Annotated in this window: 16 protein-coding genes; 6 read left to right on the plus strand and 10 right to left on the minus strand. The window is 62.0% G+C overall.

What is annotated here, in order from left to right; all coding sequences use genetic code 11:
- Positions 1-30: 30 nt before the first annotated feature.
- The 5 genes from NA29_RS19630 to NA29_RS19650 form a co-directional block, all read right to left on the minus strand.
- Entirely contained in the window at positions 31-669 is a 639-nt protein-coding gene (locus tag NA29_RS19630; protein ID WP_039400742.1) for a response regulator, read from the minus strand.
- A 418-nt stretch (positions 670-1,087) separates the two neighbouring features.
- Entirely contained in the window at positions 1,088-2,602 is a 1,515-nt protein-coding gene (locus tag NA29_RS19635) for an efflux transporter outer membrane subunit (protein ID WP_039400744.1), read from the minus strand.
- Between the two features lie 214 nt (positions 2,603-2,816).
- Positions 2,817-5,981, minus strand: coding sequence for a multidrug efflux RND transporter permease subunit (locus tag NA29_RS19640; RefSeq protein ID WP_039400746.1), 3,165 nt, complete (start codon positions 5,979-5,981; stop codon positions 2,817-2,819).
- Positions 5,978-9,163, minus strand: a complete 3,186-nt coding sequence (locus NA29_RS19645) for an MdtB/MuxB family multidrug efflux RND transporter permease subunit (RefSeq protein ID WP_039400749.1) — start codon at positions 9,161-9,163, stop codon at positions 5,978-5,980. The genes NA29_RS19640 and NA29_RS19645 overlap by 4 nt, the downstream gene beginning before the upstream one ends.
- An 18-nt stretch (positions 9,164-9,181) precedes the next feature.
- Positions 9,182-10,546, minus strand: coding sequence for an MdtA/MuxA family multidrug efflux RND transporter periplasmic adaptor subunit (locus NA29_RS19650; RefSeq protein ID WP_224786961.1), 1,365 nt, complete (start codon positions 10,544-10,546; stop codon positions 9,182-9,184).
- Positions 10,547-11,181: 635 nt separating this feature from the next.
- Between NA29_RS19650 and NA29_RS19655 the strand changes: the two genes are divergently transcribed.
- Together NA29_RS19655 and NA29_RS19660 are read left to right on the plus strand one after the other, a co-directional pair.
- Positions 11,182-11,901: a response regulator gene (locus tag NA29_RS19655; RefSeq protein WP_039400753.1), complete on the plus strand. Its 720-nt coding sequence runs from the start codon at positions 11,182-11,184 to the stop codon at positions 11,899-11,901.
- Positions 11,898-13,175 (plus strand): ATP-binding protein, encoded by a 1,278-nt coding sequence (locus tag NA29_RS19660; RefSeq protein ID WP_039400755.1) that lies wholly within the window; start codon positions 11,898-11,900, stop codon positions 13,173-13,175. Before NA29_RS19655 ends, NA29_RS19660 begins: the two co-directional genes overlap by 4 nt.
- A 301-nt stretch (positions 13,176-13,476) precedes the next feature.
- Here the strand turns inward: NA29_RS19660 and NA29_RS19665 are convergent, their stop codons facing one another.
- Positions 13,477-13,770: an H-NS histone family protein gene (locus tag NA29_RS19665; protein WP_039400758.1), complete on the minus strand. Its 294-nt coding sequence runs from the start codon at positions 13,768-13,770 to the stop codon at positions 13,477-13,479.
- Positions 13,771-14,594: 824 nt separating this feature from the next.
- Here NA29_RS19665 and NA29_RS19670 point away from each other — a divergent pair.
- A complete protein-coding gene (locus NA29_RS19670) occupies positions 14,595-15,233 on the plus strand; it encodes a GNAT family N-acetyltransferase (protein WP_084103955.1) in 639 nt (212 codons plus the stop codon).
- Positions 15,234-15,338: 105 nt separating this feature from the next.
- Complete coding sequence (locus NA29_RS19675; protein WP_052253322.1) at positions 15,339-16,673, plus strand: MFS transporter; 1,335 nt, start codon at positions 15,339-15,341, stop codon at positions 16,671-16,673.
- A gap of 12 nt (positions 16,674-16,685) precedes the next feature.
- Here NA29_RS19675 and NA29_RS19680 read toward each other — a convergent pair whose 3' ends face one another.
- Genes NA29_RS19680 through NA29_RS19690 form a run of 3 tightly spaced genes read right to left on the minus strand, consistent with a single transcriptional unit; the run spans position 16,686 to position 17,954 of the window.
- Positions 16,686-17,135 (minus strand): DUF6691 family protein, encoded by a 450-nt coding sequence (locus tag NA29_RS19680; protein WP_052253078.1) that lies wholly within the window; start codon positions 17,133-17,135, stop codon positions 16,686-16,688.
- Positions 17,132-17,578 carry a YeeE/YedE family protein gene (locus NA29_RS19685; RefSeq protein ID WP_039400763.1) on the minus strand — a complete coding sequence of 149 codons (447 nt, stop codon included), beginning with the start codon at positions 17,576-17,578 and terminating at the stop codon, positions 17,132-17,134. Before NA29_RS19685 ends, NA29_RS19680 begins: the two co-directional genes overlap by 4 nt.
- A gap of 22 nt (positions 17,579-17,600) precedes the next feature.
- Complete coding sequence (locus tag NA29_RS19690; protein WP_052253079.1) at positions 17,601-17,954, minus strand: ArsR/SmtB family transcription factor; 354 nt, start codon at positions 17,952-17,954, stop codon at positions 17,601-17,603.
- Positions 17,955-18,085: 131 nt separating this feature from the next.
- Here NA29_RS19690 and NA29_RS19695 point away from each other — a divergent pair, with 131 nt between their 5' ends.
- Positions 18,086-18,955: an MBL fold metallo-hydrolase gene (locus tag NA29_RS19695; RefSeq protein ID WP_039400766.1), complete on the plus strand. Its 870-nt coding sequence runs from the start codon at positions 18,086-18,088 to the stop codon at positions 18,953-18,955.
- Here NA29_RS19695 and NA29_RS19700 read toward each other — a convergent pair.
- Positions 18,942-19,886: a LysR family transcriptional regulator gene (locus NA29_RS19700; protein WP_072633335.1), complete on the minus strand. Its 945-nt coding sequence runs from the start codon at positions 19,884-19,886 to the stop codon at positions 18,942-18,944. The two genes, NA29_RS19695 and NA29_RS19700, sit on opposite strands and share 14 nt — an antisense overlap.
- A gap of 110 nt (positions 19,887-19,996) precedes the next feature.
- Here NA29_RS19700 and NA29_RS19705 point away from each other — a divergent pair, with 110 nt between their 5' ends.
- Positions 19,997-20,398, plus strand: a complete 402-nt coding sequence (locus tag NA29_RS19705; RefSeq protein WP_039400769.1) for a tautomerase family protein — start codon at positions 19,997-19,999, stop codon at positions 20,396-20,398.
- Positions 20,399-20,485 lie beyond the last annotated feature (87 nt).

Below are 20,485 nucleotides of genomic sequence, written 5' to 3' on the forward strand. Positions count from 1 at the left end.
TCCTGCGCGCCGGACCGGCTTGCCTGTGCTTCAGGTAATGCCCGTTCGCGTCGCGTAGTGATAGAGATCGACATCCCGATCCAATCCCAACTTGCGCATAGCGTTGGTCTTCTGAGAGCTCACGGTCTTGACGCTGCGACTCAACTGGAATGCGATCTCGCTGATGGTCAGCCCGGAGACGAACAGGCGCACCACTTCGACTTCGCGCCCCGAGAGCTTCGACGCGTCGATTTCGAGGTCGTCGATCGCGGAGTCGTGCAAGCGCGTTGCCAGGCCAGCGGGAATGTAACGACTGCCATCGGCCACCACACACACGATGTCTGCAATCGAACTCTGTTCATCGAGCTTCGAGAGAATCGAGTGCACGCCAAGCTTGAGCATGCCGCGCAGAATGGCGAGATTCTCCAGCATCGTGACGACGATGATCTTGATGTTGGGGAAGTAGCGGCGCACATAGCCGATGAGAAAGAGTCCGTCCTTGAAGTTGCCCCCGGGCATGGAGAAGTCGGTAACGAGGATGTCGCACGGCGCCTTGGCCAGCAGATTGACCAGCTCCGACGAATTCCCCGCCTCCCCGACCATGTGGATCATGTCCCGCTCTTCGAGCAGACGACGTATTCCAAATCGCACAATCGGATGGTCGTCAGCGACCACGACATTGATCGTCATGTTGTCCCCTCTTCTCTTCGTTTGGCAGACCGTGGTGACCGCGCGACGCACGCGGTGCTTCGCGTCGGCCGTCACAACGAAGCGGGTCCATTCTGGCAAAAAGGGAACGAGGCGACAGGATGGGAAACGTCACATAGTCATATCGAACACAGCGGCATGCCACGCGGTGTGCGCCATCCACAAGAAGCCCGCATGCAGCCTGATAGAGCGGGTACTGCATGCTAACTACTTGAAGTGGCTCGCACGGACGTGAAATTGCACAGCCACATAACGCAGGAGTTTGTGCTACTCGCGTCACCGGAATGCGGAGGATTCGCAGCGCGGGTTTCCGGCATTCCGGTTGCGAAAGTCGGAATTACCTTAAACACCTGCGCTGAATTTGATGGTCGGCGCGTTGCGCACCTCCCGAGATGCGTAGTTATTCCTGCGCAGAAGGCGCCGACGCGTTGCCGCCGTTCGGCGCATCGGTCCCGCTGCTGGCCGCGCCGCTCGCTGCCGCACCGTCATTCGGCAGTCCATGCCAGCCACCGCCGAGTGCCGTCACGAGCAACACGTTCGCCGTGAACTGTCGGCCGAGAATGGTCAGGGCTGTACGCTCCGTGGTGTATGCAGTCGCTTGCGCCGTCAGCACATTCTGGAATCCTACGGTCCCTGCCTTGTACTGGTTGAGGATCAGTTGCGCCGCTTCCTGAGCAGACTGCACCGCCTGATTCTGTACGGCCGCCTCGCGGCCCAGATAGTTAAGCGCCGCCAGATTGTCCTCGACGGCCTGGAATGCCGTGAGCACGGTCTGGCGGTACGTCGCGACTTGCGCGTCGTAGGCGGCAATCGCCGCGTCGGTCTGTGCGCGACGCAAGCCGCCATCGAACAATGTGGCCGCCAGCGCCGGGCCGACCGACCAGAAACGGCTCGGCAATGTCAGCCAGTCGGCAAAGCTGTTGCTCTGGAAGCCCCCCGTTGCCGAGAGGGAAAGCGTCGGGAAAAATGCAGCCTTCGCCACACCGATCTTCGCGTTTGCCGCGACCACAGAACGTTCCGCAGACGCAATGTCGGGACGACGCTCCAACAGTTTCGACGGCAAGCTGACCGGCACAGGCGGCAAAGCGGCACGCAACGGTGCAGGCGTCAGAGAGAACACCGCCGGGGCCTTGCCGACGAGCAACGCGATGGCGTGCTCCAGTTGGGCGCGCGTCACTTCGATATCGAGCGCGGACGCCTGTGCCTGTTGCAGTTGTGTCTGCGCCTGAATGACGTCCGAGCGTTGCGCGACGCCCACGGCATATTGATTCTGCGTGAGTTTCAGCGTCTGCTCATAGGCTGCGACGGTGCGCCCAAGCAGCGCCTTTTGGGCATCCGTCACGCGCAGATCGAAGTAGTTTTGCGCGAGCAACGCCTGCGCCGACAGACGTGCGTTCGCCAGGTCCGCCGCACTGGCCTCGGCGCTCGCATTCCCGGCTTCCACCGACCGGCGCACGCTGCCCCAGATATCGAGTTCCCAGCTTGCCGTCCCCGACAAGCTGTAGCTGTTGGAAATCCCACCCACGCCCGATCCGCTAACGGCCGTATTGCTCACGCGCGAACTGCTGCGCGTCACACCGGCATTAGCACCGATCGTCGGGAAGAAGGCCGCGCGTGCCTGTCCCGCCACCGCCAGCGCCTGACGATAGTTCGCCTCGGCCAGCTTGATGTTCTGGTTGTTGATGTCGACCTGTGACATCAGATTGGCCAGCACCGGATCCTGATAGATGGCCCACCAATCGCCCTTGTCGGCCGCATCGTTCGGCTCGGCCAACTTCCAGTCACCGGTTTCCTTGAACGCTGCGGGCGTGTCGATTTCCGGGCGAACATAGTCGGGTCCGAGCGCGCAGCCCGCAAGCCACAATACCGCGCTCGCCGCGAGGAACGTTGCCGAACGACGCACGCGCGGCGACATTCTCCCGCCACGCCCTTGTCCGCTCGCAACGCTCACGGCAGCGGCGTGGAAACGAACGTTGGAAACTTGACGATTCACGATACGGAGCATGGCAGACATCGGCCCTTCGGCCGCAACAGAGGTCACTGAATTAACGGGGGCAGCAGAGGCTTCAATCGGTGAGGAGGCCCCGCGAGACACGGCAGCCTTCGGCGAGCGCCCATCGCGCATTGCATCAGCCATGGCCAACCTCCCCAACATCGCTGTGGCCCGTCTGACCACGTGCACGCCAGCGCATCCAGCGTAGCCGCACACGATCGAGATACAGGTACACCACCGGCGTCGTATAGAGCGTCAGTACCTGACTCACCAACAGGCCACCCACAATGGAAATGCCGAGCGGCTGGCGCAGTTCAGCCCCGTCGCCTGTGCCCAGCGCCAGCGGAATCGCGCCAAGCATGGCGGCCATCGTCGTCATCATGATCGGACGGAAGCGCAGCACGCACGCCTTGAAGATCGCCTCGCGCGGCGGCAGATTCTGACGCCGCTCCGCATCGAGCGCGAAGTCGATCATCATGATGGCGTTCTTCTTCACGATGCCGATCAGCAGAATCACACCGATGAGCGCGATGATGCTGAACTCGGTATTGAACAGCAGTAGCGCCAGCAAGGCGCCAACGCCCGCCGACGGCAACGTCGACAGAATCGTGAGCGGGTGGATGTAGCTCTCGTAGAGTACGCCCAGCACGATATACACCGTCAACAGCGCGGTCAGAATCAGGATGGGCTGCGAGGACAATGCGGACTGGAACGCCTGCGCCGTACCCTGGAAGCTGCCCTGCACCGACGTCGGCATGCCAAGACGTGCCACCGCATCGTTGATCGACGCCTGCGCCTGCGAAAGCGAGACGCCCGCCGGCAGGTTGAACGAAATCGTACTCGCGGCGAACTGGCCCTGATGCGAGACGCCCAATGCCGTATTCGTCGGACGATAACGTGCGAAGGCCGAAAGCGGCACCTGAGCCCCCGCCGACGTCACCACGTAGATGTCCTTGAGCGACTCCGGACTCTGCCACCATTGCGGGGCCACTTCCATTACGACCTTGTACTGATTGAGCGGATTGTAGATGGTCGAGACCTGGCGCTGACCGAACGCGTCGTTGAGCACGTTGTCGATCTGACTCATCGTCAGACCGAGCCGCGACGCCTGATCGCGATCGACGTCGAGCGTGGTCTGCAGGCCCTTGTCCTGCTGGTCAGTGTTCACGTCGGTGAGATTCGGCAGACGCGAAATCGCGTTGCGCACCTTCGGCTCCCACTCCCGCAACTGCTGAAGGTCGTCCGCCTGTAGGGTGTACTGATACTGCGCATTACTCGAACGCCCGCCCACGCGGATGTCCTGCACGGATTGCAGGTACAGCATCGCCCCCGGCTCCTTGGCCAGTTTGCCCCGCAGACGCGCAATCACCTGATCGGCCGTAATCTTGCGCTCGCCCAGCGGCTTGAGCGTGACGAACATCGAACCGCCGTTGCGATTCGAACCGCCGGTGAAGCCCGTGACCGTTGCGACATCGGGATCGGCCTGCACGATCTTGATGAAGTCTGCGAGCTTCTTCTCCATGGCCTGGAACGAGATCGCCTGGTCGGCCTGAATGAAGCCGATCATGCGCCCGGTGTCCTGCTGCGGGAAGAAGCCTTTCGGCACCACCATGTAGAGCCAGACGTTCAGACAAATCGTCGCCAGCAGAATTAGCAACATGAGCGGACCGTGGCGCAGCGCCCAAGCGAGCGAGCGCTCGTACTCGCGCAGCATCACCTCGAACATGCGCTCGGTCCAGTTGCCCATGCGCATCCAGACGGACGGTGGTTTGGGCGGTTCAGGCGCAAGCGGCGCGGTGCCAGCAGGCACACCCGGCGCGGCCCGCCCCTTGAGCAGCCGTGCGCACATCATTGGTGTGGTCGTGAGCGAAACGACGAGCGAGACCATGATCGCCGCCGACAGCGTGACGGCAAACTCGCGGAACAGGCGGCCGACGATGCCCCCCATGAGCAGCAGCGGGATGAACACCGCCACCAGCGAAATGCTCATCGAGAGCACGGTAAAGCCGACTTCACGCGTCCCTTTGAGCGCCGCCGCGAACGGACTTAAGCCCTCTTCGATATGCCGGGAGATATTCTCCAGCACCACGATGGCGTCATCGACAACAAAGCCGGTCGCAATCGTGAGCGCCATAAGCGACAGATTGTCGAGACTGAAACCGCACAGATACATGATCCCGAACGTGCCGATCAGCGAGACCGGCACGGCCACGCTCGGAATCAGCGTGGCGCGCCAGTTCCGCAGAAACAGGAATACGACCATGATCACAAGCGCAATCGAGATCAGCAGCGTGCGCTCGACTTCCTTGAGCGACGCCCGGATCGTCGGCGTCCTGTCCATCACAACGTCGAGATTGATCGCCGCCGGAATCGAAGCGCGCAGGTTCGGCAGGATCTTGTTGATGCCGTCGACCGTCTGAATGATGTTCGCACCGGGCTGCGTCGTGATGATGAGCAGCACCGATGGTTTGCCGTTGGCGGAACCGGCATTGCGCACATCCTGCACCGAGTCGACTACATCCGCGATATCGGAGAGTCGAACCGGACGCCCGTCCTGATAGGCAACGATGACCGGCAGGTATTCCTTGGCCGTCTTCGCCTGATCGTTGGCAAGAATCTGCCAGCGGCGGTCGCCGTCTTCAAGTGCACCCTTTGGTCGGTTCGCATTCACTGCCTGAATCGCCGTACGCACCGTTTCAAGCGGGATCTGATACTTGTTGAGCGCCGTGGGATTGAGTTCGACGCGCACTGCCGGCAGCGAGCTGCCGCCCACCGTCACATCGCCCACCCCTTCGAGTTGCGAGATCTTCTGCGCGAGGATGGTCGATGCCGCGTCGTACATCTGGCCACGCGTCATGCTCTCGGACGTCAGCGCGATGATCATCACCGGCGCACTCGCCGGGTTCACCTTGCGGTAGGTCGGATTGCTCGGCAATCCCGTCGGCAGCAAGCTGCGCGCCGCATTGATGGCCGCCTGCACGTCGCGTGCCGCGCCGTTGATATCGCGCGAAAGGTCGAACTGCAGAGTGATGCGAGTTGAGCCGAGCGAGCTGTTCGACGTCATTTCCGTCACACCGGCGATGCGTCCGAGCGAACGCTCCAGCGGCGTGGCCACGCTGGCCGCCATCGTTTCCGGACTCGCGCCGGGGAGCGACGCCGACACCGATATCGTCGGAAAGTCCACTTGCGGCAACGGCGAGACCGGCAACAACCCGAAGGCAACGATGCCCGCCAGCGTCACCCCGATGGTGAGCAGAACGGTCGCGACCGAGCGCTTGATGAAGACAGCCGACAGGTTCATCGTGCCGGGCCGTCCGTTGTCACCGCACCAGCGGGACCGGAATCACCCGGGCCGCCATGACCATCTTGACCGTCGTGATTCTCGCTATCCGACGGTCCGAAGCGGCGCTCGCGCCACGCCCGCGCCCGCATCGCCCAACGGTCGAACCACAGGTAGATCACCGGCGTAGTAAAGAGCGTGAGCACCTGACTGACCATGAGACCGCCGACCATCGTGATACCGAGCGGCTGACGCAACTCGGAGCCGACACCGGAGCCGAGCATCAGCGGCAGCGCGCCCAGCACGGCGGCCATCGTCGTCATCAGAATCGGCCGGAAACGCAGCAGGCACGCCTGATAAATTGCCTCGCGCGGTGCTATGCCGTGTTCGCGCTCCGCTTCGAGCGCGAAGTCGATCATCATGATGGCGTTCTTCTTCACGATACCGATCAGCAGAATGATGCCGATGATCGCGATGATGCTGATGTCGTTGCCCGAGACCATCAGCGCAAGCAGCGCGCCCACGCCGGCCGACGGCAGCGTCGACAAGATGGTAATCGGGTGGATGTAGCTCTCGTAGAGCACGCCCAGCACGATATACATCGTGACAACCGCCGCGAGAATCAGCCACAGCGTATTCGAGAGGGACGCCTGGAACGCCTGCGCAGCCCCCTGGAACGTCGTCTGCGTGCTCACCGGCAAGCCGATGGACTGTTCCGCTTCGGTAATCGCTTTCACCGCTTCACCAAGCGATGCCCCCTTGGCCAGATTGAACGAGATCGTCGCCGCCGGGAATTGCGCCTGATGGTTGATCGCCAGCGGCGTGGGTTTCTCGATAATTTTCGCGAAAGACGTGAGCGGCACCTGCACGCCAGTCGTCGACGCGACGTAAATGCCCTTGAGCGCATCCGGCCCGCGCTGGAAGTCGTTGGCTACTTCCAGCACCACGCGATACTGCGACGCCTGCGTATAGATCGTGGAAATCAGACGCTGACCGAAAGCGCTGTATAGCGTCTGATCGACGGCCGCAGGTTTCACGCCCAGACGACTCGCCGTATCGCGATCGATCTCCACATACGCCTGCAAGCCATTGACCTGCAAGTCGCTCGTCACATCGGCCAGTTGCGGCACGTGTTGCAGCTTGTCGACGAGCTTCGGCACCCAGACGCTCAGCGTATCCAGACTCGGATCCTGCAACGTGAACTGATACTGCGTGCGGCTGATACGGTCTTCAATCGTCAGATCCTGCACCGGCTGCATATAGAGCGCGATGCCGGGAACCTTCGCGACTTCGGGCTGAATGCGGCGAATCACCTCGGAGGCGTCGATCCCGCGCGTTGCCTTGTCTTTCAGGTTGATGAGCAGACGCCCGCTGTTGAGCGTTGCGTTCACACCATCCACGCCGATGAACGACGAGACCGACTCGACTGCGGGATCCTTGATCACCTCCGCGACCAGCGCCTGCTGACGCTCGCCCATCGCCGCAAACGAGATGGACTGTGGCGCTTCGGAAATGCCCTGAATCACACCGGTGTCCTGCACCGGGAAGAAGCCCTTGGGCACCCACATATAGAGCAGCACCGTCAGCACCAGCGTGCCGAGCGCGACGAGCAGTGTGGCCGGCTGACGGTCGAGTACCCACGTGAGCCATTCGCCGTACTTCGCAATAATGCGGTCGAACAACTCGCCGGTCTTGCGATAGAACTTGCCCTGCTTCTCATCAGGCACGTGACGCAGCAACTTCGCGCACATCATTGGCGTGAGCGTCAACGACACCACGGCCGAAATCAGAATCGATACCGCCAACGTCACCGCGAACTCGCGGAATAGGCGTCCCACCACGTCGCCCATGAACAGCAGCGGAATCAGCACCGCGATCAGCGAGAACGTGAGCGAAATGATAGTGAAGCCGATCTGCTCGGCCCCCTTGAGCGCCGCCTGCAACGGTTTCTCACCCTGCTCCATATATCGGGCGATGTTCTCGATCATCACGATGGCGTCATCGACCACGAAACCGGTCGCAATGGTCAGCGCCATGAGCGTCAGGTTATTGATCGAGAAGCCAGCGAGATACATGACGCCGAAGGTACCGATCAGCGAGAGCGGCACGGCGACACTCGGAATAATGGTGGCCGATACGTTGCGCAGGAAGACGAAAATCACCATCACTACCAGAGCGACGGCAAGAATCAGCTCAAACTGAACGTCTGAAACCGACGCACGGATCGTCGTGGTGCGATCGGTCAGCAGTTGCACGTCGATGCTGCCCGGCAGCGCCGCCTGCAATTGCGGGAGCAATGCTTTGACCCTATTGACGGTCTCGATCACGTTCGCGCCCGGCTGGCGTTGCACGTTCAGCACGATGGCCGGGGTGGTGTCTGCCCACGCGGCGAGCTTGGTGTTCTCCGCGCCGTCGATCACATCGGCAATGTCGGACAGCCGAATCGGCCCGCCATTCTTATAGGCGATGACGAGATTTCGGTATTCGTCTGCCGACGCCAACTGGTCGTTTGCGTCGATGGTCGACGCGCGCAGCGGACCGTCGAAACTCCCCTTCGCCTGATTGACGTTGGCGGCCGCAATCGAGGTACGAACGTCTTCGATGTTCAGCCCATAGGAGGTGATGGCGCGCGGGTTGACCTGAATGCGCACGGCCGGGCGCTGCCCGCCAGAAATACTCACCAGACCGATGCCCGGCAACTGTGAAATCTTCTGCGCCACGCGCGTGTCGACCAGGTCCTGCAGCTTCGGCAGCGGCATGGTCTTGGACATGATCGCCAGCGTCAGGATCGGGGTGTCCGCCGGATTGACCTTGTTGTAGATCGGCGGCATCGGCAGATCGCTCGGCAGCAGATTGCTGGCGCTGTTGATCGCGGCCTGCACCTCCTGCTCGGCCACGTCGAGGCCGAGGTCGAGCGAGAACTGCAGCGTAATCACCGACGCACCGCCCGAGCTGGTCGACGACATCTGGTTCAGCCCCGGCATTTGCCCGAACTGCCGCTCCAACGGCGCGGTCACCGATGAGGTCATCACATCGGGGCTCGCGCCCGGATAAAGCGTGACGACCTGAATGGTCGGATAGTCGACTTCCGGCAGTGCCGAGAGCGGCAACAGCCGGTAAGCGACGAAACCGGCGAGCAGAATCGCCAGCATCAGCAACGATGTGGCGACCGGTCGGAGAATAAACTGACGTGACGGATTCATTAGCGACGTTAATCTAGCTCACTGCGCCTGACGGCGATGTCCGCCGCCGTTGCCGTTACGCTTCTCGCCCGAGGCGCGCGGCGCCACCGCAGCGGCTCGGCTCTCTGCCGTGATCACTTCGACCTTCGCGCCATCGCGCAGCTTGTCCATACCGTCGATCACGAGCTTCTCGCCAGGATCGATCCCGGACTCCACCGCCGTGTTCGTGCCGTCGGTCGGTCCGAGCTTCACCGTCTTGAGCTTGACCGTCTGATCCGGCTGGACGGTGTAGACAAAGCTGCCCTGCGTGCCGCGCTGAACTGCCGCGCTCGGGATGAGCGTCACGCCCTTGAGCGTGTCCACCAGCATCTTCACGTTGACGAACTGATTCGGGAACAGCGTGCCGTCGGCGTTGGCGAACTCAGCCTTGAGCTTGACCGTGCCCGTCGTCGTATCGATCTGGTTGTCGATGGAGGCGAGCTTGCCGTCGGCCAGCTTGGTCTTGCCTGCCCGGTCGAACGCCTCGACGGGTAGCGTCTCGCCGCCGCGTGAGCGCTTGACGACTTTCGGCAGATTGTCTTCCGGAATGGTGTAGACGACGGTGATCGGCGTGACTTCGTTGATGATCACGATCCCGTTGGTATCCGAAGCGTGGATGATGTTGCCCGGATCGACCTGACGCAGGCCTGCGAGGCCGGAGACCGGTGCCGTCACACTTGCATAGTTCAGTTGCAGGCGGGCATTGTCGAGCTGCCCCTGATCGGACTTGACGGTCCCTTCGTACTGCTTGACGAGCGCGCGCTGCGTGTCGACCGTCTGCGTGGCAATCGAATCCTGCTTGAGCAGCGTTTCGTATCGTGCGAGGTCGAGCTGCGCGTTCTTGAGCAGCGCCTGATCGCGCGCCAGTTGGCCTTCCATCTGGGTGACCTGCACCTGGAACGGACGCGGATCGATCTCGGCGAGCAATTGGCCCGCCTTGACGAGATCGCCTTCTTTGAAATGCACCTTCATGAGCTGGCCGTCCACGCGCGAGTGCACAGTGACGCTGCGTGTCGGCGTAACAGTGCCCAGCCCGTTGAGGAATACCGGAAGATCGCCGGTCTTCGCCGCGACTGCCGTGACCGGTGTAGCCGGTGCACCCGCGCCTGCCATGCCTGCTGGCGGACCGCCCCGGCGTCCACCGGCCTGTGCCGGTCCCTGCGCGTTCTGCGAGTGCAGACGGTAGTAGACACCCCCGGCGATAAGCACGACGATCAGTCCGAGGATGCCCGGCACAAACCAGCGGCGCTTACGCGACGGCTCGGTGGATGTCGGCGAAACCGGTGGTGTCTGCGGCACCTGCGGGGCAGGCGAGCGCTCAGAACCGTTCGGTTTTTCGGAACCGTGGGGACCGTGCTCGGTCATGACTTCCTCGTAACAGCGGAGTAGTTAGCGGATTCGTCCAATGCGGACGACGTTCTTTTCTTTGGTTTGCTGCGGCGCGGCAAACTGCCCGGGAAGCCCCGAAACAGCGGCATGCACCTCATTGGCTGACCAGCATAGCAGACGGTTGTAACAGCTCGATGGGATGGCTTGTTACAAGAGTTTTCTCTGTGCCGTCGATCAGAATTGTCCGACGCTGCTAAATGACCGGCCGGATGAACGATGGTTCGCACCTGCGCGCCGATCGTGTCCGCCGATGCCTTGCATCGCCTTACCCTGCATCGCTTTGCAGTGCCTTGGCGCAGCGTCCCGTGAGGTGAGACGTGCGATTGGGTGTGCGATTTGCTGCCAGACCGACCGCCTGGTAAGGATGACGCGATGACGCGCGACGAATCACTGTCAAAACCGATTCCGTCACGGCTAATCAGGCAGTCTGATTAAGAGACCGAAGCTTACTCGACGCGGGTGAAATTCGTGCGTGTTTCCTGCGTTATTGCGGCTCGCACTATTATTACGCATCGTTACAGGCGACCAAGACTGTAATTTCCGGAAACAAAACACGTGCAAAGCCGCGCAGCGAGGCCACTATCATGACGACACAACCTGTCCGAGCGAATATGAAGATTCTTGTTGTCGACGACGATCCCGATCTGCGTGACCTGCTGCGCGAGTATTTGAGCCGCCACGGCTTCTCCGTTGCAGTCATGCACGACGGCGAGGGGCTGGCCGCACGCCTTGAGCGCGAGCGCCCCGCCCTGATCGTGCTTGATCTGATGATGCCCAAGGTCGATGGCCTGACCGCACTGCGCGACCTGCGCGCGCGCAACGACGACGTGCCGGTGATTCTGCTCACCGCACGCAGCGACGAAATCGACCGTATCGTCGGGCTGGAAATCGGGGCCGACGACTATCTGGGCAAGCCCTTCAGTCCGCGCGAACTGCTCGCCCGTATCAACGCCGTGCTGCGCCGTCGCAAGACGCCCGACGCCGCAGTGCCTGAGCAGCGCGAAAATTACGCGTTCGGCCCGTTCATGCTCGACTTCCGTAGCCGCACGCTGACCCGCGATTCGCAGTTGCTCACGCTCTCGGATGGGGAATACGGCCTGCTGCGGCTGCTGGTGAATCACGCGATGCAAGTTCTGTCGCGCGAACGCATCATCGAATTGCTTTACGGCGCCGACAGCGACGTGAACGATCGCGGCATCGACGTGCAGATCTGGCGCCTGCGCCGTCTGCTCGACGAGGACGCGCAAAGCCCGCGGTTTATTCAGACCGTGCGCGGGCGCGGCTATATCTTTGTTCCCGACGGCCAACGCGCCGACATGGCCACCGCATGAAAGGCCGTTTTGACACGCTGTTCGGCCGGCTCGCGGTGCTTATCATCGCGGCGCTGGTCATCAGTCACTTCTCGTATCTCACGATCCTTCGCAGCGATCACGACGAGATGCGCGTGCAAAACGCCGCCGAACAGATGGCGTTCATCATCAAGGCGGCGTCCGAAGTCCACGAAGGCAATTCGACGCTCACGCTGCCCGATCTCGTTCAGGTCGTGCCCGTCTCGTTCGCGCATGGCGATGTCTTCGAGCCGGCCAGCAAGAGCGCGCGCCTGACGACCGAACTCGCCCGCCGTCTGCCCGCCGGTACGCAATTACGCGTGGAGCGCACGCCGCCGCCACGGATCTGGGCGCGTCTGCCGGGCCGTGACTACTGGATCGCAACGCCCGTATTGTCCGTACGAAATCCGCCGGGGACGGCGACGATTCTGCCGGGCCTGGCTGCCGTGCTGGGGATTACCGTCATCTTCGCGTTGTTCGCAGCGTGGCAATTGCAGCGCCCGGTGCGGGACATGGCGGCCGCCGCCGAACAACTGGCGACCCACCGTGTTCGAACACAGGTCAAAGAGCGCGGCCCGCTGGAGCTGCGGCAATTGACGGAGCGTTTTAATCGCATGAGTCAGGACATCGTGCAGACCGACCGTGAGCGCAATACGATGCTCGCCGGTATTGCACACGATCTGAAAACGCCGCTCGCACGGCTACGTCTGCGCGCGGAGATGCTTGACGACGTGCAGATGAGCGAAGGCATCACCCGCGACGCCGAATCGATGACGCGCATCGTCGACCAGTTCCTGCTGTTCGCGCGTGGCGTCGAGCTCGACAGTGCCGCCTCGCCGGTCGAAGCGCGTATCCCGTCGCTGATCGCGCCGTTCCTCGATCTGGGATACACCATCGACCTGGACTTGCAGGCGGGCCCTGGCTTCAAACTGCGCCAGACGTATCTGGAGCGCATCGTGAACAATCTGCTCGATAACGCCGTGACGTACGGTCGCGCGCCATTGACGATCCGCACGTCGCAAGACGCAAGCGGCTGGCGTCTCGTGATCGAGGACAGCGGCCCGGGCATTCCCAACGAAGACATCAATCGCATCGTGCGCCCGTTCGTGCGCCTCGATCCGGCGCGCGGTGGCAATGCCCATTGCGGCCTCGGTCTCGCCATCGTCGATAAGCTTACCCAGCAACTCGGCGGACGCGTCTCCTTCGCCAACCGCGCCTCCGGTGGCTTGCAAGTCACGTTGATGTTCCCGCCGGACGATCGCAGCGCTGAGGGATAAGAGGACAAGGGACAGGGGACAAAGCGCTTTGAATTGCGCTACGCCCGCGCCAATTCCCAGCCAATGAAAAAACCCGCCGTCGATTAACGAACGGCGGGTTTTGACTTTTACGGCACTGCATCACATCAAGCCACAGCCAGGCGATCCGGGTTGGGGGGCAATGCGACTACTGGGCTGCGCTTTACTGCTCACAGGGACACGATGGAGATGGCAAAGACTGTGCGAGTGAGGCACAGCCCTATTGACTCCCCAACCTCCCTGGCATGTGACCCGCAATGCCAGTCCGGCTAACGCCGGCGAATTACTTCGCGATCAGGAATTTCTCGCGGCTCTTGCCAATCCACTTCGGCGCGCGACCACGGCCCGACCAAACTTCGCCGGTCTCGGGGTTGCGGTACTTCGGAGCGATGGGTGCACGGGCCGGGCGGCGGCGGCCGTCCGTCGTAGCAAGACCGAGATCCTTCGCGGTGAGCTCGTATTCCTCGATCTTCTGTTTGACTGCGGCAATGACCTGAGCCACTTCACGGGCGCGGGCCTCTTCGATCTGCTTTTCGATTTTGTCGCGTTGCGCGACGAGTTCCTTATAGCTTGCCATCTGGCGTGTCCTTACCTTGTTAAAAATGGATCGCCACTTAAAATAGCACGAGTTTTAATAATTTGAAAACCGCATTTCCATCAAATGAGTCTGTGCGCGCAGAAATTGCATTGAATTGTCCGAGGGACACTTCAGAAAATGCACAGAATCGGGGCATATATCCGGGATTTCCGTCACAGTCCTTCGCCCCATAATCCCTCCGAAAACAAGTTGGGGTCACCGTCAATTCCCTCGGAATATGAGATGAATCCTCTGACCAGTGATGAGGACTCCACACAGCACTATTGGTTCACGCTTCATGCTGCAAGGGTTAGAAAGCTTTCCCCGCGCATCCCCTCGACTCACCCGGCGTATCGCGTTTTCACATAAATCGACGCATCGAAATATACGATCACAAATATTTAAGCGCAATCCGATCATTCTGTTATCCGAAGCACTGTAATCATTCGGACAATTCTCAACCGGCTGCCGCAATTTACGGATAAGTTGAGTTGAGGATTTAGCAAAATACGTCCACTCATTGGCCGCACTTCAGGCGAAGAGCGTCCACAAGTCGGCATAGGGATAAATTGCGACGTGAGGCAAACTGTCATTTTTTTGTTGACGTATACGTCAAACCCATACGGGAATCTGATTTCACGAATCCGGGAAGTTTTCGTAAGATAAGCTAATTCGACAGCATCCCGATGCCCGCCAAAGCCAGTTCTGTCGGGCCAGTCGGACGAAATGCCATAACCCCAACGGTCAAATTAAGCTTTTGCTGATTAACCGAAATCGCCAATTCCCGAATTGAATTGGCGTCGACTTCCTACGGATTGGGACGCATGAAGGAACGCATGACGACATCGACGACGACCTCGGATTCACGCTCGCCTTTCGACACCGAGGCAACCACGATCACGACCGGCCGCACGATTCTGCGCCAGTGGCGCACCAGCGACCTGCCGCTGTTCGCCGCGCTCAACGCCGATCGGGAAGTCATGCGGCACTTTCCGACGACACTCGATCGAGCACAGAGCGACGCAGTCGCGCTCCGGCTGGCACAGCATCTGGACACCCACGGCTATGGCCCTTGGGCGCTGGAGATCCCTGGCGTCACGCCTTTCGCCGGATTCGTCGGGCTGATGCGCGTCGGGTTCGACGCGCCCTTCGTCCCGGCCGTCGAAATCGGCTGGCGGCTCGCCCGTGCCTGGTGGTCGGAGGGATATGCGACGGAAGCGGCCAACGCCGCAGCCCACTATGCCTTCGAGACGCTGGGCATGGACGACCTCGTCTCCTTCACGGTGCCGGGCAACATTCGCTCACGCGCCGTGATGCAACGTATCGGCATGCGCCACTGCCCCGACGAAGACTTTCTGCACCCGCTGATCCCGCCCGGCCACCGGCTGCGCCGCCACGTGCTTTACCGGCTGGACGCCGCCGATTGGCGGCAAACAAGGGATGAACGTCGCTTGCGAGATTGAAGCAAACGCTTAAATCGTGGGAGAATCCGACTCTTTGCGCCAGCCGTTCCCCCCATCGTGTCGCGCGCCGTCATTATCCCGCTCATCATCGCCTGCGCTTTGTTCATGGAGAACATCGACGCCACGGTGATTACCACTTCGCTGCCAGCCATGGCGCGCGACCTCCATCAGGATCCGATTTCACTGAAGATGGCGCTCACGGCATACGTGGTCGGCCTGGGCATCTTCATTCCGATCTGCGGATGGGTCTCCGACCGCTTCGGCGCGCGTAATGTGTTCCGCACCGCCATCGGCATCTTCATGGCCGGTTCGATTCTCTGCGCGGTGTCGTTTTCGCTGCCGACGTTCGTCTTCGCCCGCTTCCTGCAAGGCGTGGGTGGCGCGATGATGGTGCCGGTCGGTCGGCTCGTGATCTTCCGGGCGGTGCCCAAGCACGATCTGGTGAAAGCCATCGGGTATCTGACCATGCCCGCCCTGCTCGGCCCGGTCATCGGGCCGCCGCTCGGGGGCGCCATCACCGCCTATCTGCACTGGCGCTGGATCTTCTTCGTCAATATTCCGGTGAGTCTGCTCGGCATCTATCTCGCGGGGAAGTACATCGATAACGAGCGTGGTGGCGATGCAGGTCCTCTGGACGCGATCGGCTTTATCCTCTCGGCGCTCGGCAGCGGTCTGCTGATGCTGGGGTTGGCAATGATCGGCGAGCATCAGGTCAGCGACACGGTCGTGATCGCCATGTGTGTGCTGGGCGGCGTATTCGTCTACGCATACTGGCGACACGCTAATCGTGTCGAAACACCGCTGCTGGACTTCCGTCTGATGCGCATTCCCACGTTCCATGCGAGCGTGGTCGGCGGTTCGCTCTTTCGCATCGGCCTGGGGGCGGTGCCCTTCCTGTTGCCGCTGGCGTTGCAGGAAGGTCTGCACATGGACCCGTTCGAGTCCGGCATGATCACCTGCGCCTCGGCGTTCGGCGCGATTTTCATGAAGGCGATTGCCCAGCGGGTGCTGGCGCGATTCGGCTTCCGTCAGGTGCTTATCGTGAACGCCGCGCTGGCCGGGCTGGCGCTCGCCTCATACGGCCTCTTCACGCACAACACGCCAGTCATCGTCATGCTCGGCGTCGTGGCGTTCGGCGGCTTCTTCCCCTCGCTGCAATTCACCTGCCTGAACTCCATCGTCTACGCCGACATCGCGAGCGAGGATGCGAGTCGCGCCACCAGTCTCGCCAGCGTCGTTCAGCAACTGTCGCTGGGGCTTGGGGTGACGATTTCCGGGATGGTGCTTCAGGCGAGCAGCCGACTGGCCGGCCACACCGAACTGGTGGCCAGCGACTTCCTCCCGGCCTTCCTCGTGATCGGCCTGTTTTCGTGGCTATCCATTCCCGTCACGCGGCAACTGCCGGCAGACGCCGGGACGGAACTCGCACGCAAGCACTGAACGCGGGGGACGTTACTTCGCAGCTTTCTCGCTGGCAGAAGCGGCCGAATGGCCTGACGTGACCACGGCATGCACCGCCATGCCGACGACCATCGCCACGACAAACACCAGTGCCTTGCCCGATCCCGCGCCAAGCAGCACGAGCGCGGGACCGGGACAAATCCCGGCAATCCCCCAGCCGACGCCGAACAGCAACGCGCCCCCCACCAGCCGCTTGTCGAGCCCCTTCAAGGCAGGCCAGACGCGAGGCTCGCCGGTCCACGCCAGCGCCTGGGAGTGCGCAAGCCGAAACCCCACGAGCCCCACCGCGACCGCGCCGCCCATCACGAAGGCGAGCGACGGGTCCCACTTGCCTGCGATGTCCAGAAACCCGAGCACCTTCGCGGGATTCGCCATGCCCGCGAGGATCAGTCCCACCCCGAACACCAGTCCGCCGATGAGGGCAAAGAGAATCTTCTTCATGCGGCACCTCCGATGTGAAGCACATGACGCACGACGTACACCGTCAGGAATCCCGTCGCCATGAAGCACAGCGTTGCGACGAGCGAGCGCCACGACAGACGTGACAGCCCGCACACACCGTGTCCGCTGGTACAGCCCGAGCCGAGCCGGGTGCCGAAGCCGACCAGCAGCCCCGCAGCGACGAGCGTCGCCGCGCTCGCCTCCACCTGCACCTCGGGCACGATCGCCACGGCGCGGTACACCCATGGCGCAGCCATCAGGCCGACGATGAATGCGACGCGCCAGGCCACGTCGCCTGCACGCGGCCGCAACAACCCGCCTGCGATGCCGGAGATGCCAGCAATTCGTCCGGCAGACAACATCAGCCAGACGGCCGCAATGCCGATCAGCACGCCTCCCGCGAGCGATGCCCACGGCGTGAAATGAAGGGAGTCGAGTGTCATGAGGAGAGGCTCCGTCGTGGAATCAGGATTTCGGACAGAACTGATCGTAGAGGCACGCCAGCACGGCCAGCACCGCGCCGTCGGCCACGGCGTAATAGATGCGCTTGCCGTCGCGCCGGGTCGTCACCAGTGCTTCGCTGCGTAGAACGGCGAGTTGCTGAGAGAGCGTTGGCTGCCGGATATCGAGCTGCGCTTCAAGTTCGCCCACCGATAACTCGCCCTGCGTGAGCTGACACAGGATGAGTAGACGGTCCTCGTTGGCGAGGGCTCGCAACAGTGCCGTCGCGTCGTGCGCCGCGGCACGCAGGCGCGCGAGATCGAGCGAAGCCGCCGGGGCGACAGGCGCAACAGGGGATAGCGCAGTGACTCGTGGCATGGCAGGATCGATGCAAATCAGGAAACCGGACCGCGACGAGATGCCGCGCCCATTCGAAAGATGTCACGCGTAGCGCGTACACTTTACTGATTTATAATATATGAATCGATAAATTTTTGCAGGAGCCGGTCATGTCAGCCACGCCAGCACACATCGAAGCCTTTTTCGACACGGCCACCTCCACGGTGACTTACGTCGTGTTCGATGCGCCCGGTGGTCGCGCGGCGATCATCGACCCGGTGCTCGATTACGACCCGAAGGCGGGCCGCACGCACACCGGTTCGGCCGAGCGCGTGCTCGACTTCGTCGCCGCGCAGAAGCTGAGCGTCGACTGGATTCTGGAGACGCATGCGCACGCCGACCATCTGTCGTCGGCCCGCTGGCTCAAGGAACGCGTGGGCGGGCGTATTGCGATCGGTGCACACATCCGCGACGTGCAACACGTGTTCAAGAAGCTCTTCCATCTGGGCGCGGACGTGCCGCCCGACGGCTCGCAATTCGACCATCTTTTCGAAGATGGGGAGACGTTCGCCATCGGCACATTGCAGGCCGAGGCGATGTTCGTACCGGGCCACACACCGGCGGACATGGCGTACCGGGTGGGCGATGCCGTCTTCGTGGGCGACACCCTGTTCATGCCCGACGTGGGCACCGCACGATGCGACTTCCCCGGCGGCAACGCGCACACGTTGTTCCGCTCGATCCGACGCTTGCTGACCCTCCCCGAATCGACACGTCTGTACATGTGTCACGACTATCCGCCCGCCGGGCGCACGGCGCATTGGCAGACGACCGTAGGCGAGCAGCGGCGCGCGAACATCCATGTGCATGACGGCATCGACGAGGACGCCTTCGTCGCCATGCGCGAAGCGCGCGACCGCACGCTCGACATGCCGACGCTGATCCTGCCCGCCGTGCAGGTCAACATCCGCGCAGGCGACATGCCCGCGCCGGAGGCGAACGGCACGCGCTATCTGAAGATTCCGCTCAACGCGTTGTAACCGAAGTAGCTGACGGAGCCGAAGTCAGCGACGCAGACGTCGTCAGATGTTCGGCCAGTGCGTCGCGGGCCTGCGTCACCCACTCGGGCTCGCCACGCCGCGCCGGTAGCAGATGAAACTCGGCTTCCGGCAGCGGCGGCAAGCGCCGCCCCGGCATCAGCTTGTCGACGCGCGCGAGCGACGGCCCCGCCGCCGACGTATTCAGACACGCCACGCCCAACCCCGCACTCAACGCCAACTGCAACCCCGCCACGCCCGACGCCACATGCGCGATCGTGTACGGTACCTGCTGCTCGTCGAGCCATTGCGTCGTGAAGCGATGCAGCGCGCACGTGTCGGGCAGCACCAGCAGCGGTAGCGGCGCATCCGCGTCCAGCACGAAATCCGAAGACGCCACCCAATCGAGCGACTCGCGGCCGAGCGCACGGGTGCCTGCGACGGCGTCGCGCCCCAGCGACTTGCCAAGAATGCGCATCGACAAGCCGATGTCGAAATCACCCGTGTCGTAACCGCTCTCGATCACGCCGCTCTTCAGAATCGTCACGTGGATGCGCAACGACGGATACGCCACACCGAGATGCCGGAGCATGCGCGCCACATCGCCAGGACGAAAGTAGTCGGTGATCGCCAGCCGCAACTCTCCCGAGAGCGAGAAACCGCGCACGTCGTGCCAGGCACTTTCCGACTGCGCGAGCAGATGTCTCGCATGCCCGAGCAACCGCTCGCCGGCCGGCGTCGTGGCCACGCCCTGCTTGCCGCGCGTGAACAACGTCACGCCGATACGCTCTTCGAGCTTGCGCATCTGTTCACTGACAGAGGATTGCGACAGAAACACGCGAGGGGCTGCGGCCGACAGACTGCCAGCCTCGGCAACGGCGACAAAGGTACGCAACTGATCGAAATCGAAACCGGGGGCCATGATCTCACCCATTGAAGAAACCGATGGATAAAATCGTATATTCCCGCTTTTCCGATGTCAAACATCTCCCTAGACTGAAGTCGTTGTCACTGCACCGACTCTCACTCTCAAGGAGCTTCACCATGCCGCACATCGTCCTGCAACTCTCCGGCACGCCCGACGACACGCTCTCGCGCAATGCTGTTCGCATCGTCTCGCAACTGACTGTCGACACCTTGCACAAGGCACCGGAAGTCATCGCCGTGACCGTCGATTACATTCCGCACGAACGCTGGTTCATCGGCGGCGCACCGCTCTCGGAGCAAGGCAAGAACGCGTTCCATCTGGATATCAGCGTGACGGACGAAACGAATACGAAAGCCGAAAAGGCGCGGTTCATCGCACAGGTATTCGAATCGCTGTCCGGCCTGCTCGGCAACGTGCACGAATGCTCGTACATCCATGTGATCGACGCGCGTGCTGCGGCGTATGGTTACGGCGGTCGCACGCAGGAGTACCGGCATCAGCGTGCGCCCTCACTGTAAGGTGGATGTGCGCAAAGCCGACCGACGGTCAATGCCACCGAAGCTAATGTTCACGCGGCTTCTCGCGGGACGAAACGAAACAATTTC

The organism is Pandoraea sputorum (assembly GCF_000814845.2).
Lineage (GTDB): Bacteria > Pseudomonadota > Gammaproteobacteria > Burkholderiales > Burkholderiaceae > Pandoraea > Pandoraea sputorum.

Bases quoted from the DNA above. Each gene is read 5' to 3' on its own strand.
- NA29_RS19630 (WP_039400742.1), bottom strand. From the start codon at position 669: ATGACGATCAATGTCGTGGTCGCTGACGACCATCCGATTGTGCGATTT.
- NA29_RS19635 (WP_039400744.1), bottom strand. From the start codon at position 2,602: ATGTCGCCGCGCGTGCGTCGTTCGGCAACGTTCCTCGCGGCGAGCGCG.
- NA29_RS19640 (WP_039400746.1), bottom strand. From the start codon at position 5,981: ATGAACCTGTCGGCTGTCTTCATCAAGCGCTCGGTCGCGACCGTTCTG.
- NA29_RS19645 (WP_039400749.1), bottom strand. From the start codon at position 9,163: ATGAATCCGTCACGTCAGTTTATTCTCCGACCGGTCGCCACATCGTTG.
- NA29_RS19650 (WP_224786961.1), bottom strand. From the start codon at position 10,546: ATGACCGAGCACGGTCCCCACGGTTCCGAAAAACCGAACGGTTCTGAG.
- NA29_RS19655 (WP_039400753.1), top strand. From the start codon at position 11,182: ATGAAGATTCTTGTTGTCGACGACGATCCCGATCTGCGTGACCTGCTG.
- NA29_RS19660 (WP_039400755.1), top strand. From the start codon at position 11,898: ATGAAAGGCCGTTTTGACACGCTGTTCGGCCGGCTCGCGGTGCTTATC.
- NA29_RS19665 (WP_039400758.1), bottom strand. From the start codon at position 13,770: ATGGCAAGCTATAAGGAACTCGTCGCGCAACGCGACAAAATCGAAAAG.
- NA29_RS19670 (WP_084103955.1), top strand. From the start codon at position 14,595: ATGAAGGAACGCATGACGACATCGACGACGACCTCGGATTCACGCTCG.
- NA29_RS19675 (WP_052253322.1), top strand. From the start codon at position 15,339: ATGGAGAACATCGACGCCACGGTGATTACCACTTCGCTGCCAGCCATG.
- NA29_RS19680 (WP_052253078.1), bottom strand. From the start codon at position 17,135: ATGAAGAAGATTCTCTTTGCCCTCATCGGCGGACTGGTGTTCGGGGTG.
- NA29_RS19685 (WP_039400763.1), bottom strand. From the start codon at position 17,578: ATGACACTCGACTCCCTTCATTTCACGCCGTGGGCATCGCTCGCGGGA.
- NA29_RS19690 (WP_052253079.1), bottom strand. From the start codon at position 17,954: ATGCCACGAGTCACTGCGCTATCCCCTGTTGCGCCTGTCGCCCCGGCG.
- NA29_RS19695 (WP_039400766.1), top strand. From the start codon at position 18,086: ATGTCAGCCACGCCAGCACACATCGAAGCCTTTTTCGACACGGCCACC.
- NA29_RS19700 (WP_072633335.1), bottom strand. From the start codon at position 19,886: ATGGGTGAGATCATGGCCCCCGGTTTCGATTTCGATCAGTTGCGTACC.
- NA29_RS19705 (WP_039400769.1), top strand. From the start codon at position 19,997: ATGCCGCACATCGTCCTGCAACTCTCCGGCACGCCCGACGACACGCTC.